The sequence below is a fragment of the Azoarcus indigens genome, assembly GCF_004361735.1.
Taxonomy (GTDB): domain Bacteria; phylum Pseudomonadota; class Gammaproteobacteria; order Burkholderiales; family Rhodocyclaceae; genus Azoarcus; species Azoarcus indigens.
Genome location: NZ_SNVV01000012.1, coordinates 60576 through 73283 on the forward strand (window position 1 = coordinate 60576; position 12708 = coordinate 73283).

Genomic DNA, 12708 nt, shown 5'->3' on the forward strand with positions numbered 1-12708 from the left:
GAGGATGGCATGGCCACTACAGACGAGGCATTCAGTTTCGACAACTGGGCCGACTACCGCGCAGCCGTCCTCCAACTGCTCGCCTCCGTGGAGAGCAGCCTGTGCATCTACGATCCGGATCTGAGCGCCACCGGGCTGTCCAGCCTCGCAGGCGTTCGGGCACTGCAAGACCTTGCCCTGCGCAGCAGCCGGCACGACGCCGTCCGTATCCTGTTGAAAGACGCCGGGCCTCTGGAACGCGAACAGCCTCGTCTGGTGAACCTCGTCGCAACCTATGGCCACAGGATCCTCGTCAAGCTTGCTCCGGCCGAGCCCCTGCCAGAGCAAGCCTTCATGATCGCTGACGGAAAACGGCTGCTCCTGCGCTTTCAGGAAGACATGGCACGCGGACGGTGCGAACTCGATGCGCGCAATGCACCGGCACGGCACATTGCACAATTTGAAACAATTTGGATGCGTTCCCAACCTGGGCCAACCGGTACCCCGCTTGGGCTTTGATGAGCCCAGCCGGTATCATTGCGATGCACCAATTCGGTGGCTGGGTCAAACCCGCCATGCTACGATCCGCACTCGTCCGGTGCTAAGGTTTCTTGGCTATTTCTCGGACGTCTGCTGTCTTCACCCCATCGACAAGGAAAAAAGAACATGAAGCAATCTCTTCTCATCGCCGCCCTGGTCGCCCTCGCCGTTTCCGCTTGCGGCAAGAAGGAAGAGCCGGCTCCCGCTCCCGCCCCCGCTCCGGCTGAACAAGCCGCTCCGGCTCCCGCCGCGCCTGCCGACGCCGCTCAGGGCGCCGCCGACGCTGCCAAGGAAGCTGCTGACGCCGCCAAGGAAGGCGCCGCCGAAGCTGCTGGCGCTGCCGAGTCCGCCGAAGCCGCCAAGGACGCCGCCCAGGAAAACGCTGACGCTGCCAAGGACGCCGCCAAGTAATACTCTGGCGCCCCTGAAGCAAAAAAGCCGGCTCTGCCGGCTTTTTCATTTCCGGAGTGGCTGGAAGCTTCCGGAGGAGTCGGCGGACCGGGGGCCCGCCGAATATGTTTCAGCGCAATTCCTGATGCAGCAGCCCGAGGATGCGCTTGGCGGTCTCGGAAGTATCCTGCCCGCCTTCGCGCGTCAGTACGGTGACCTCGGAGACGTCACCGCGCTCCTGGACGCGCAGCCGGTATTCGCCACCGCTCTTCGCCGGCGTGTCCTTGCTGCGCCAGAACGCGAGCTTGGAGAAGAAGCCGGAATCTTCCTTGCTGCGGTTGTCGACTTCGGGATCGACGTAGCGCACGAAGTACAGACCTTGAGCGCGATCCCTGTCCTCGACGGTGAAGCCGATCCGGTCCAGCGCCAGACCGACGCGGCGCCAGGCGCGATCAAACGGCTCTTCCAGACTCAACCTCACCTGGCCGGCAGTACCGGCGAGAATTTTCGCCCGATCCGCCGCAGGCGCAGACGCCAGGGCTGCCTGGGCACGCGCCTCGTCGGCACCCAGCCGGACCATCAGACGGCGCAGCATCTCGGCTTCTAGCTCCGGATCGGCCGGACGCGGCTGCCAGATGGTCTGGTCGCGCGCCTCGGTCGGGTAAATTTCCATCATGCCGCGATGGCTGACGTAGATCTCCACCGTGCCCGCTTCCTTGCCGGCTTCGATCCGGGTACGGAACTTGTCCCGCTCGGGCGTGGAGAACAGGCCATCGATGACCCGGCCCAAGGTGGAGCGGACAAAGTCCTGCGGGATCTTGGCCCGGTCTTCAGCCCAATCGGTTTCCATGACACCGATCTCGGGGCTATCCACGTTCAGGATGAAGCCCAGTTCCAGCCAGAAGTCCTTGATCTGCGGCCACAGCGTATCCGGCGTGCCCTGCACCACCAGCCAGCGCTGGGTACCCGCGCGCTCGATATGCATGTTGCCGGCTGCAGCGGCCGGAAGCACGTCGCTGTTCGACTGCACCGAGGGCTGCCCAGCGCGGTCGGCACTATAGGCGGAATAGGTGGCCACGCCCTTGGGCGCGACGTCCGGCACCGCGTAGCGGTCATCGCGGGTAGGCGAGGTCAGGTCCGGCGGGACCTCCAGTTGCGGCACCTGCCGGGTGCTCGCGCTTTTGTAATCGATACGCTTGGATTCAAGCAGCGAACCCGAGCAGCCCGTCAACGCCAACGAAAACGCGAGCAGGGAGACGGAAGTGCGCATGGAGCGATTCATGAGGTTCCTGAGGTGGATTGGTCGGGTCAGAGCGAAATGCCGGCCTGCAGCATGGCCTGGCGCACGCGGTCGTGCAGGGAGTCGGAGAGGGGGGTGAGCGGCAGGCGGATACCGTCTTCAATCTTGCCCATGCGCGCCACCGCCCACTTGACCGGGATCGGGTTGGCTTCGCAGAACAGGTGACGGTGCAGCCCTACCAGCCCGGCATTGATCTCGCGGCTCCGCTTGCCATCGCCGGCAAGCGCCGCCACACAGAGTTCATGCATCGCACGGGGAGCAACGTTTGCAGTCACCGAGATCACGCCATGGCCGCCCAGCAGGATGAAGGCGGCGGCGGTCATATCGTCGCCGGTGTAGAGCGCAAAGCCCTCCGGCGCGCGAGCGACCAGATCGCAAGCGCGATCGATGCTGCCGGTCGCATCCTTGATGCCGATGATGTTGGGGATCGCGGCCAACTTGAGCGCGGTGTCGTTCGAGAGGTCGGCGACAGTGCGGCCGGGCACGTTGTAGAGCACCATCGGCAGGTCCACCGCCTCGGCGATGGTACGGAAGTGCTGGTAGAGGCCTTCCTGGCTGGGCCGATTGTAGTAAGGCACCACCGAGAGGTGGGCGCTGGCACCAGCCTGCTTGGCATAGCGGGTAAGTTCGACGGCCTCCGCAGTGGAGTTCGCGCCGGTGCCGGCGATCACTGGCACTCGTCCGGCGGCGTGTTCGACGGCCACGCGGATCAGCTCGCAATGCTCGTCTACCGAAACCGTCGGCGACTCGCCGGTGGTACCGACGATGACGATGCCGTCCGTGCCTTCGGCGATGTGCCAGTCGATCAGGCTGCGCAGGCGGGGAAAATCAAGGCTGCCGTCCGCGTGCATGGGCGTGACGATGGCGACGATCGATCCGGTAATCATGTGAAGATGAAAGCGATAAAACCCTGATTCTAACCGATCGCCGAAACTCGGGCAGCGCGATCCACGCAGCCGTATTGTTGCCTTCTTCCTAGATTGACACGTGACGCAGCTGACCTTTTAAAACAATGACCTGCAGCTCAAAGGTCAGCAAGCGACTTGATGTGCGCTACGACCGAACGCGCCAGGGAAGACAGCGCATAGCCTCCTTCAAGGATGGAGACGATACGTTTGTGTCCGCAGTCCGCCGCCAGGCCCTTGATCTGCTCCGTCGCCCATACGTAGTCAGACTCCACCAGGCCAAGCGAGCCCATGTCGTCCTCGTAATGGGCGTCGAAACCGGCAGAAATGAAGATGGCCTGTGGATTGTGGTTGCGCAAGGCCGGCACCCAGACCTCGCTGACAATCTGGCGGAAGGCGTCGCCTCGCGTGCCGGCCGGAACCGGGATGTTGCACATGTGGGCCGGAGGATTGTCGGCACCGCTGTATGGATAGAACGGGTGCTGGAAGATGCTGGCCATCATCACCCGCGGGTCGTCGCGGAAGATGTCCTCGGTGCCATTACCGTGATGCACATCGAAATCGACGATCGCAACCCGCTGCAGGCCATGCGCCTCCGTCGCATGCCGGACGGCGATCGCAATGTTGTTCAGGAAACAGAAGCCCATCGCCTTGCCACGCTCGGCGTGGTGTCCCGGCGGCCTGACAGCACAAAAGGCATTCTCGACCTCGCCGCTCATCACCAGATCGGTCGCGAGAACGCCTGCGCCGGCCGAACGCAGGGCCGCCCGCATGGTGCCCGGGCTCATCGCGGTGTCCGGGTCGAGGTGACGGATACCGTGCTCGGGAACGTTGGCGAGCAACTCTTCCAGGTAGCCGGGGGCATGCGCGCGCGCAACCTGCTCGGCGGTGGCCTCGGGCGCATCGTAGAAGGACAGGTAAAGATCCAGTCCAGCCGCGATCAGGCGATCGTTGATCGCAGATAGCCGGTCGGGACACTCCGGGTGGAAAGTCCCCATGTCATGCAACCAGCAGTCGCGGTGCGTAATGAACGCCGTCGTCATATCCCCCCTCTTCTCCTAGGCGGCGAACTAATTCGCCGTCCCCGATTCCAACCGGGCGCCTGTACGGCCCGTCGCCTGCTTCCTGGCTAATGCTAAAGCGCTATGCATTGACCTTTCAGCGTGCGGGCTCGCGATGTTTGTCGTCTATTATCCCCGCTTCCCTATCAATTTCACAGTACGCCCCCAATGCCCCATCGCCATGCCGAACGGCTGCTGGAAGCCGCCTCCCAAATCATCCTCGGCAAGGACAGGGAACTGCGGCTCGCCCTCGCCTGCCTGATCGCGCGCGGCCACCTGCTGATCGAAGACGTGCCCGGAGTCGGCAAGACCACCCTTGCTCATCTTTTCGCCCGGCTTATCGGACTGCAATTCCAGCGCATCCAGTTCACCAGCGATCTGCTGCCGGCCGACATCCTGGGCGTCACCATCTTCGACCGTGAGAATGCGGCCTTCCGTTTCAAACCGGGCCCGGTGTTCTCGCAATTGATCCTGGCTGACGAGATCAACCGGGCGACGCCCAAAACGCAGAGTGCTCTGCTAGAGGCGATGGAGGAACGGCAAGTCACCACCGAGGGCAGTACTCTGCCGCTGCCCACCCCCTTCTTCGTCATCGCCACCCAGAATCCGGTGAACCAGATCGGCACCTTTCCTTTGCCGGAAAGCCAACTGGACCGCTTCCTGCTGCGCATCCAACTCGGCTACCCGGCGCGCAACGCCGAGCGTGCGCTGCTACGCGGCGAGGATCGCCGCAGCCTGCTGGAACGCCAGCAGGCGGTCATCTCTCCCGCCGAGCTCCTTGCCATGCAGGATGCCGCTCGCCAGCTCACAGTGGCGGAGCCGCTGATCGACTATGTGCAAGCGCTCCTCAGCGCCACCCGCTTGAGCACCGAATTCGCTGCAGGATTGAGCCCCAGAGCTGGGCTAGGCCTGCTCTCCGCCGCCCGCGCCTGGGCTCTGCTGGATGGACGCGACCACGTCCTGCCAGAAGATGTTCAGGCCATCTTTCCCCACGTCGCCGGTCACCGGCTCCATCTCGCCGGCGACGACAGGCCGGCGCCGCCTGCCGCCCTGGTCCGGGTGCTGCAATCCGTCGCGCTGGGCGCATGAAGATCGCAGCACTGCGGCAGCACCTGGATCGGTGGCTGTTCCGCATCGGCCCTGCCGAAATCGCCCCCATACGCCTGAAGCAGCGACGGATATTCGTACTTCCAACCGGCAGCGGCATTGCGTTCGCGGTCGCATTGCTGGTCATGCTGCTGGCGTCGATCAACTACAACCTCAGCCTGGGCTATGCCCTCACCTTCCTGCTGGGCGGCGCCGGGATCGCCAGCATGGTTCACGCGTTCCGCAACCTGCTCGGCCTCAGCATCAGCCCCGGGCGCACCGAACCCGTTTTTTGCGGTGAAACGGCGGTCTTCCGCCTGACGCTGCAGAACCCGCGCGACGAACGGCGTCCAGCACTGCTGCTGCGTGTCCATGACGGTGCCACGAGTTTCGAACTCCCGGCGGAGGACACGGTAGTTATCTCCATTCCGTGTACGACCCGCCGGCGCGGCCCGCTGCCCATAGGCCGCACCGTACTCGAAACACGATGGCCTCTCGGCCTGATACGTGCCTGGAGCGTGTTCGTGCCGGAGCTGGACTGCCTGGTCTTTCCCTTCCCGGAGGCCTCTCCTCCACCGCTACCTGGGGCAGCCGCCGGCCAACGTCACGGCCTGCGCTCCGGCGGTAGCGGCGACGATGATTTTGCAGGGCTGCGACAACATCGCGAGTCCGACTCTCCCCGGCACGTCGCCTGGAAGGTCTTGGCCCGCGGCGGCCCCCTGCTCACCAAGGAATTCTCTGGCGTGCAGGGCGGAGACGTGCTGCTCAACTGGCACGATCTGCCCTCGCATCTGGACGAAGAAGCCCGCATCTCCCGCCTGACAGCCTGGGTGATCGCTGCCGAACGGGCGGGAGTTGCCTTCGCGCTCGTCCTTCCAGGAATCACCCTGCCAGTGGGACGAGGCATAAAGCACATGCACGCCTGCCTGCGGGCCCTCGCCCTGCATGGGGGCCGGGACGTTCCTCATGGCTAAGGCCCTGGCAACGCCCGGGGCCGGCGCACAGCCCGCCACCTCTCTGACCCGCAACCAGGCCTGTTGGCTGCTGGCAACGGCCGTCCTCACCCTTGTCCCCCACACGCCCTACCTGCCCGCCTGGGTAACGGCGCTATGCATGGCGCTACTGGGGTGGAGAGCCCTGCGCCTGTGGCGCGGCCAATTGCCGCCCCATCGCTTGCTGATCATGCTGGCAACCATTGGTGCATGCCTCGGTATCCGCGTCGGCTTCGGCCAATTCTTCGGCAAGGATCCCGGCGTATCACTACTCGCCATCCTGCTCTGCCTCAAGCTGCTGGAAACGAAGGTCGCCCGTGATATACGTGTCGCGGTACTCCTCGCATTCTTCCTGCAACTGAGCATCTTCTTCGAGAATCAGAGCCTACCGGTCGCGGCGCTTGCGCTCTGTGCCACCCTGCTGGCGCTGGCCTCTCTGCTAGCCCTTGTCGACGCAAACGCCAGCACCAAAGCCAGACTCCGCACTTCGGCCTTGCTGGCGGCGCAGGGCCTGCCTTTCATGCTGGTCCTCTTCGTTCTCTTTCCCCGGGTGCAGGGCCCCTTGTGGGGACTCCCGGCAGACGCGTTCAGCGCCCGCAGCGGCCTCGCCGAGAGCATGCAACCCGGCTCCATCAGCCAGTTGGGGCTCTCGGAGGAAATCGCCTTCCGGGCCGAGTTCGACGGCCTGCCCCCGCCGCCTGGGCAGCGCTACTGGCGCGGCCCAGTGCTCAGCGAATTCGATGGCACTACTTGGCGACCAGCCACCTCCACCATTGCTGCAGAGCCCTCCTACCAAACCAGCGGCCCCCGAATGGACTATCGCCTCACGTTGGAGCCCCATAACCGTAACTGGTTGCTAGCGCTGGACTTTCCCGCAGCGGGCCTACAGGGCGTCCGCTACAGCAGCGACTTCCGTGCCCTCGCCGACACCCCCGTCCGTCACCGTAGCCGTTTCAACCTTGCTGCCTACCCAGAAACCGGAGTGGGGCTGGAGGAAACCCCGGACGTCCTCGCCGCGGCCAGACGGCTGCCAGCTGGTTCCAACCCTCGCACCCATGCACTCGCCCAACAACTGGCGGCTGAAGCCGGAAGTAACCCGCGTGCCATCCTGGAGCGAGTCCAGCATCACCTCCGGGAAGCCAAGCTCACCTACACCCTGGAACCTCCGCTGCTGGGGCAGCAAGCAATAGATGAGTTCCTCTTCGACAGCCGCCGCGGCTTCTGCGAGCACTTCTCCGCCACATTCGTTTTCCTCATGCGTGCTGCGGGGGTGCCCGCCCGAGTGGTTACCGGCTACCAAGGTGGGGAGATCAACCCCATCGACGGCACCCTGGTGGTCCGTCAGTCCGACGCGCATGCCTGGGCCGAAGTGTGGATAGACGGGCGGGGCTGGGAACGGGCCGACCCTACCGCACTCGCCGCACCGGGCCGGATAGACAGCGGCCTGAGCGCCGGCTTGCCTGCCACCGAAGCCCGCCTACTGGCCATGCCGGACTGGCTGCGCAGCCTGCGCTACCGCTGGGAAGCAGCGAACAACGCCTGGAACCAGTGGATTCTTGGCTACAATCCGGAACGGCAACGCGACCTGCTCGCGCGCCTCGGCCTGCGGAAGCCGGACTGGGGAACGCTGGCTACCGCCATGAGCATCGCCGCGAGCGTACTGATGGGCTTGCTGCTCCTGTGGGCGCAGCGCCAGCGCCAAGCGCGCAGCCCCTTGCAGAAGAGTTGGGATTCCTTTTGCCGCACACTGGCACGCCATGGCTTGACCCGCCACCCGTGGGAAGGGCCTGCCGATTATGGGAAGCGACTCGCTTTCGCCCGGCCTGCCCAAGCCAAAGAACTACGCGACATCTGCACCGAGTACGCCCGTATCCGCTACGGTTCCGGAGCGTCCAGTGAAGACATCCGGAGCCTGCAACAACGCATCACCAAGCTGAAGCTCACATGACCTTGCAACGATTCCTCGCCGCCAGCCTGCTCGCCCTCTCCCCGTTCGCCGCGCAAGCCGATTTCTCCGCCAACGAGGACGCCCAACGTTTCGTCGCTGAAATGGTGGAGAAGCACGGTTTCGACCGCAACGAGGTCGAAACCGTGCTCGGCCGCGCCGTCATGGATCCGCAAGTGATCAAGCTCATCCTGCCGCCCACCAAACCGGGTGTGCGCTCCTGGCAGCGCTATCGCAGCCGCTTCATTGAGCCGGTACGCATCGAGGGAGGGCTTGCCTTCTGGCGAGACAACGAAGAAGCACTGGAACGGGCCGTCACGCGTTACGGCGTGCCCGCCGAAGTGATCGTCGCGATCATCGGGGTGGAGACCGTATATGGCCGCCATACAGGGAATTTCGAGGCGGTCTCCGCCCTTGCCACCTTGGCGTTCGGCTACCCGCCGCGCGCGCAACTCTTCAGGCGGGAGCTCGAGCAACTCTTCCTCCTGGCGCGGGAACAGGGGCGCAGCGCGGACAGCTATTACGGCTCCTATGCGGGCGCGCTGGGCTACCCGCAGTTTCTGCCGAGCAGCATACGGAACTACGCAGTGGATTTCGACGGCGACGGCCACATCGACTTCGACAGCACTCCCGCTGACGCCATTGGCAGCGTGGCGCACTACCTGCAGGTACATGGCTGGGAAGCCGGCGCGGAAATCGCCAGCCGCGCCAAGCTTTCAGCCCAGACGGATGCAGCCTCCTTGGTTGCGGCCGGCATAGAGCCTAGCTTGACGCCCGCAACCCTGGTCCAGGCGGGCGTAAGCGTCTCCGGCAATCGATCGATACCCGCGCCAGCGACCCTGGTAGACCTGGAAACACCGGGCGCGGCCACCGAATACTGGCTGGGCTACCGCAACTTCTATGTAATCACCCGCTACAACAAGAGCAGCTTTTATGCGATGTCGGTCTTCCAACTCGCGGAAGCTTTGCGCAACCGCAGGAGCACGACCACGTTGAGCTCAGCGCGGGCGGACTGAATCGTCCTGCTACAGCAGGACATCCTTGGAGATACCCCGCCGCTTCAGGATGCGCCGCAACTGCCCAAGCGCCTCTAGCTGGATCTGACGCACCCGCTCCCGCGTCAGCTCCAGCCTTGCGGCCAGTTCCTCCAGCGTCATCAGCTCGCATTCGTCAATGCCGTACCGATGGCGGATAACCAAGCGCTGCTTGTCGTTCAGCATGTCGATCCATGCATGGATCAACCCTTCGATCTCGGCCGTGTGGATCTGAGTCTCGGGGGTTTCAGCCCTGTCGTCGGCCAAGGACTCCCCGATTGAGAGACTGGGGTCGATATCCAGCGGCGCATCCAGCGACGCGGTATGTTCGCTCAAGGCCAGGATGGCACGCACATCCTCGATCGGCTTCTCCAGCCTGCTTGCAATCTCCTCCAGGCTGCACTCGCCATTGGAGCTCGCTTCGAGATTGCGCTGCGCCCTGAGGACCTGATTGAGTTCCTTCACCACATGAACCGGCAGCCGGATGGTCCGTGACTGGTTCATGATCGCCCGCTCGATGTTCTGCCGGATCCACCACGTCGCGTAGGTGGAGAAACGGAAGCCGCGCTCCGGATCAAACTTCTCCAGCGCGTGCATAAGGCCAAGATTCCCCTCTTCAACGAGGTCGAGCAAGGGAATTCCCCGATTGAGGTAATGCTTGGCGATATTGACGACGAGGCGCAAGTTGCGCTCTATCATCGTCTGGCGGGCATCGAAATCTCCTGCCCTGACCTTCCTCGCCAGAGACGCCTCTTCCTCCGCTGACAGCAAGGGGTTGGCGCCGATTTCGTTCAGGTAGATCTGGGTGACGTCACTAAGGAAGTCGTTCTCGACAACCTGGGCCTGCTGTTCGGCGAAGACTTCCACCTCCAGCGGAAGGTCCGGTTCATGACTGTCGAGATCGTCAGGGCTAACCGGCTCTTCCATAGGCCTCCTCTCGTCAGCGGGGGGGCAGGTACTTCATCGGATCGACTGGCCGGCCCTGCTTACGGATTTCGAAGTGCAGCTTGGGTCGGTCTGTATCGGTACTGCCCAGTTCAGCGATCTTCTGTCCCTTGGTGACGGAATCCCCTTCCTTCACCAGCAGTTGCTGGTTGTGGGCATATGCCGTGAGGTAGTTCGCGTCGTGTTTGATGATGACTAGTTTTCCATAGCCACGCAAGCCACTCCCGGAGTAGACGACCTTACCGGCGCCGGAAGCGATCACTGGGTCTCCAGGATTTCCGGCAATATCCAGCCCCTTGTTCGTTGCCTCGCTGAAGCCGGCCAGAACCTTGCCCTTCGCCGGCCACAGCCAGTCCCCGTCACCGGCGGCGTCCTTGCCGCCGTCGGTCGCAGACTGGGTCGGCGCAGGCGCCTCGACCGGCGCGGCAGGCTTGGGCTGGGTCTTGCTCCATGCTTCCTCCGAATACGGCTGCTTGCCGCCAAGCGGTGCCTGCTTGATCGCCATGCCACCCACATCCCCTCCCGGCGAGGTAACCGGGCTCACGATCACCGGTTCAGGAGAAACAGGAATGGCCGTTGCAACAGCGCCGCCCGCGGGCTCCATCGAGGGGGAAACACGCAACTCCTGCCCCACATGAATCTGGTTCGGATTGGCGAGGCTGTTCCAGGCCACCAGATCGCGAACGCTCTGGCCATACTGACGGGAAATTCCCAGCAACGTTTCCCCTTGCTTAACCACGTGGATCCCTTGCCGTTCCACCTGGGTGACGGCCGGTGGCGGAGTCACGCCGTTTCCGTCACGAACTGGAGCAGACACCCGCGAAGCACAACCAGAAAGCACGCCAAGCACAAGCAGCAGCCCGACAAGGGAAATTTTCTTGTATTTCAGCACTGAGTCGTTCATTCCGTACCAATCAGGAGCGGTACGAAACGCACAGGTTCGCACCAGCTTTCCCTGAAGACTTGACCTTGCCGCTCGATGAGCAACAAGCGTTGATCGTTCCCCCCGACCGGTATCATCAGGCGCCCTCCCGGTGCCAGTTGATCCTTCAAGGCCTGGGGTACCCCAAGTGCAGCCGCCGCTACGATGATCGTATCGAACGGCGCGGCTTCGGCGAGCCCAAGCGCACCATCCGCGCATTTGAGCCGCACATTGGGCAAGCGTAGCGGCCTAAGGTTCTCCCGAGCCCTGTCCAAAAGCGGACGGATTCGTTCGACTGTATAGACATCCGCGGCCAGCAAAGACAAAACCGCAGCCTGATAACCACACCCTGCGCCAATCTCCAGCGTGCGGCCCAACTCCCTGCCCGCCCGGAGCGTTTCTATCATCCTGGCCACGACATAAGGCTGGGAGATGGTCTGCTGAAAGCCGATTGGTAATGCAGTGTCGTCGTAAGCACTGTAGGCCAGCCCTTCCTCGACGAAGAGATGGCGGGGAATGCTCTGCATTGCAGCCAGCACCCGCTCATCGCGAATTCCTTGCGTCCGCAGGCGCTCTACCATTCTCGCCCGCGCGCGGGCAGCTTGAGTGCTGTCTGCCCTGCGCATGCTCGTCAAGCCAGCCATTCTGCTACCGGCCCGATGAGCCCCGTGTGCGTCAGGTCGATCTGCAAGGGCGTGACGGAAACATAGCCGTTAGCAACCGCATTGAAATCCGTGCCCTCCCCTGCATCCGCGGCACCGCCCGCAGCCCCGACCCAATATACGGTCTCGTTCCGCGGGGTGAGGCTCTTGATCACGGGCTCAGCCTTGTGACGCTTGCCCAGACGCGTCACCCTGGTCCCCCGCAATTGCGGGTAAGGAACATCGGGCACATTGACGTTGAGGAGAACGGGCCGCTTGAAAGGCGAGCGCAGGAAGCGCTCCGCCAACTCCTTCGCCACTTGCGCCGCAGCCGAGAAATCCGTCGCAGCCTTGCTGACAAGGGAAACCGCGATGGATGGGACGCCGAGCAAGAAGCCCTCGGTCGCGGCCGCGACCGTGCCGGAATAAATCGTGTCATCGCCCATGTTCGCGCCGTGATTCACGCCAGAAACCACCATATCAGGCAGATAATCCAGCATCCCCGTCACAGCTAGGTGGACGCAATCGGTCGGCGTACCATTCACGAAGTGAAAACCGTTCGCGGCCTTGCGCAGGGACAGGGGGCGGTCGAGCGTAAGGGAATTGCTGGCCCCACTGCGATCACGCTCTGGCGCGACAACAGTTACCTCACCAACGGTAGCAAGCGCCTCGGCGAGCGCCGCGATACCAGGGGCGAAATAGCCGTCGTCGTTACTAACCAGAATACGCATTTGGAATCCGAACGGAGCGCCGCCGCGGCAAGACGATCCACCGCAGCCGAGAGGGCTGAAATCTTAGCATAGCGGTAGAAATCAAACCGCCGGGGCGGAAAAACAAAAACCGGCACTGGGCCGGTTCTGTCGTGTTCAATTGGTCGGGGCGGCGGGATTCGAACTCGCGACCCCTTGCACCCCATGCAAGTGCGCTACCAGGCTGCGCTACGCCCCGACACAAGCCGCCATTATAGC

At 63.5% G+C, this 12708-nt stretch carries 13 protein-coding genes and 1 tRNA gene; 6 read left to right on the forward strand and 8 right to left on the reverse strand.

Features of this window, described 5'->3' with window-relative positions:
* Positions 1 to 9 precede the first annotated feature (9 nt).
* Positions 10 to 498 (forward strand): DUF7931 domain-containing protein, encoded by a 489-nt coding sequence (locus C7389_RS14510; protein WP_133592701.1) that lies wholly within the window; start codon positions 10 to 12, stop codon positions 496 to 498.
* 147 nt (positions 499 to 645) lie between these two features.
* Positions 646 to 930, forward strand: a complete 285-nt coding sequence (locus tag C7389_RS14515; RefSeq protein ID WP_133592703.1) for a hypothetical protein — start codon at positions 646 to 648, stop codon at positions 928 to 930.
* A 109-nt stretch (positions 931 to 1039) separates the two neighbouring features.
* On the opposite strand, the gene bamC is transcribed toward C7389_RS14515, so the two are convergent.
* From bamC to C7389_RS14530, 3 genes are all read right to left on the reverse strand, one after another.
* Positions 1040 to 2191: an outer membrane protein assembly factor BamC gene (gene bamC / locus C7389_RS14520; RefSeq protein ID WP_133592705.1), complete on the reverse strand. Its 1152-nt coding sequence runs from the start codon at positions 2189 to 2191 to the stop codon at positions 1040 to 1042.
* A gap of 26 nt (positions 2192 to 2217) precedes the next feature.
* Positions 2218 to 3096 (reverse strand): 4-hydroxy-tetrahydrodipicolinate synthase, encoded by an 879-nt coding sequence (gene dapA, locus C7389_RS14525; protein ID WP_133592707.1) that lies wholly within the window; start codon positions 3094 to 3096, stop codon positions 2218 to 2220.
* A gap of 137 nt (positions 3097 to 3233) precedes the next feature.
* Positions 3234 to 4157, reverse strand: a complete 924-nt coding sequence (locus C7389_RS14530) for a histone deacetylase family protein (protein ID WP_133592709.1) — start codon at positions 4155 to 4157, stop codon at positions 3234 to 3236.
* Between the two features lie 186 nt (positions 4158 to 4343).
* Here C7389_RS14530 and C7389_RS14535 point away from each other — a divergent pair, with 186 nt between their 5' ends.
* From C7389_RS14535 to mltB, 4 genes are read left to right on the forward strand one after another with little or no spacing between them, the layout of a single operon-like run.
* A complete protein-coding gene (locus tag C7389_RS14535) occupies positions 4344 to 5264 on the forward strand; it encodes an AAA family ATPase (RefSeq protein ID WP_133592711.1) in 921 nt (306 codons plus the stop codon).
* A complete protein-coding gene (locus C7389_RS14540) occupies positions 5261 to 6235 on the forward strand; it encodes a DUF58 domain-containing protein (protein ID WP_133592713.1) in 975 nt (324 codons plus the stop codon). The genes C7389_RS14535 and C7389_RS14540 overlap by 4 nt, the downstream gene beginning before the upstream one ends.
* Positions 6228 to 8201, forward strand: coding sequence for a transglutaminase TgpA family protein (locus tag C7389_RS14545; RefSeq protein WP_133592715.1), 1974 nt, complete (start codon positions 6228 to 6230; stop codon positions 8199 to 8201). The genes C7389_RS14540 and C7389_RS14545 overlap by 8 nt, the downstream gene beginning before the upstream one ends.
* On the forward strand, positions 8198 to 9214 hold the full coding sequence (gene mltB, locus C7389_RS14550; protein ID WP_133592717.1) for a lytic murein transglycosylase B: 1017 nt from the start codon (positions 8198 to 8200) through the stop codon (positions 9212 to 9214). Before C7389_RS14545 ends, mltB begins: the two co-directional genes overlap by 4 nt.
* Before the next feature lie 9 nt (positions 9215 to 9223).
* On the opposite strand, the gene rpoS is transcribed toward mltB, so the two are convergent.
* The 5 genes from rpoS to C7389_RS14575 all read right to left on the reverse strand — a co-directional run bounded on the left by rpoS (position 9224) and on the right by C7389_RS14575 (position 12688).
* Positions 9224 to 10159 carry an RNA polymerase sigma factor RpoS gene (gene rpoS / locus C7389_RS14555; protein WP_133592719.1) on the reverse strand — a complete coding sequence of 312 codons (936 nt, stop codon included), beginning with the start codon at positions 10157 to 10159 and terminating at the stop codon, positions 9224 to 9226.
* A gap of 13 nt (positions 10160 to 10172) precedes the next feature.
* Positions 10173 to 11081: a peptidoglycan DD-metalloendopeptidase family protein gene (locus C7389_RS14560; RefSeq protein ID WP_133592721.1), complete on the reverse strand. Its 909-nt coding sequence runs from the start codon at positions 11079 to 11081 to the stop codon at positions 10173 to 10175.
* A complete protein-coding gene (locus C7389_RS14565) occupies positions 11078 to 11725 on the reverse strand; it encodes a protein-L-isoaspartate(D-aspartate) O-methyltransferase (protein ID WP_133592908.1) in 648 nt (215 codons plus the stop codon). Before C7389_RS14565 ends, C7389_RS14560 begins: the two co-directional genes overlap by 4 nt.
* 5 nt (positions 11726 to 11730) lie before the next feature.
* On the reverse strand, positions 11731 to 12471 hold the full coding sequence (gene surE / locus C7389_RS14570) for a 5'/3'-nucleotidase SurE (RefSeq protein ID WP_133592723.1): 741 nt from the start codon (positions 12469 to 12471) through the stop codon (positions 11731 to 11733).
* A gap of 140 nt (positions 12472 to 12611) precedes the next feature.
* Positions 12612 to 12688: transfer RNA gene (locus C7389_RS14575), tRNA-Pro, on the reverse strand.
* Between the last annotated feature and the right edge of the window lie 20 nt (positions 12689 to 12708).

What these genes read in the sequence shown, in the direction of transcription:
- bamC (WP_133592705.1), bottom strand. Translation starts at nt 2,191, where the DNA reads ATGAATCGCTCCATGCGCACTTCCGTCTCCCTGCTCGCGTTTTCGTTG.
- C7389_RS14515 (WP_133592703.1), top strand. Translation starts at nt 646, where the DNA reads ATGAAGCAATCTCTTCTCATCGCCGCCCTGGTCGCCCTCGCCGTTTCC.
- mltB (WP_133592717.1), top strand. Translation starts at nt 8,198, where the DNA reads ATGACCTTGCAACGATTCCTCGCCGCCAGCCTGCTCGCCCTCTCCCCG.
- C7389_RS14560 (WP_133592721.1), bottom strand. Translation starts at nt 11,081, where the DNA reads ATGAACGACTCAGTGCTGAAATACAAGAAAATTTCCCTTGTCGGGCTG.
- C7389_RS14565 (WP_133592908.1), bottom strand. Translation starts at nt 11,725, where the DNA reads ATGCGCAGGGCAGACAGCACTCAAGCTGCCCGCGCGCGGGCGAGAATG.
- C7389_RS14540 (WP_133592713.1), top strand. Translation starts at nt 5,261, where the DNA reads ATGAAGATCGCAGCACTGCGGCAGCACCTGGATCGGTGGCTGTTCCGC.
- surE (WP_133592723.1), bottom strand. Translation starts at nt 12,471, where the DNA reads ATGCGTATTCTGGTTAGTAACGACGACGGCTATTTCGCCCCTGGTATC.
- rpoS (WP_133592719.1), bottom strand. Translation starts at nt 10,159, where the DNA reads ATGGAAGAGCCGGTTAGCCCTGACGATCTCGACAGTCATGAACCGGAC.
- C7389_RS14535 (WP_133592711.1), top strand. Translation starts at nt 4,344, where the DNA reads ATGCCCCATCGCCATGCCGAACGGCTGCTGGAAGCCGCCTCCCAAATC.
- C7389_RS14530 (WP_133592709.1), bottom strand. Translation starts at nt 4,157, where the DNA reads ATGACGACGGCGTTCATTACGCACCGCGACTGCTGGTTGCATGACATG.
- C7389_RS14510 (WP_133592701.1), top strand. Translation starts at nt 10, where the DNA reads ATGGCCACTACAGACGAGGCATTCAGTTTCGACAACTGGGCCGACTAC.
- dapA (WP_133592707.1), bottom strand. Translation starts at nt 3,096, where the DNA reads ATGATTACCGGATCGATCGTCGCCATCGTCACGCCCATGCACGCGGAC.
- C7389_RS14545 (WP_133592715.1), top strand. Translation starts at nt 6,228, where the DNA reads ATGGCTAAGGCCCTGGCAACGCCCGGGGCCGGCGCACAGCCCGCCACC.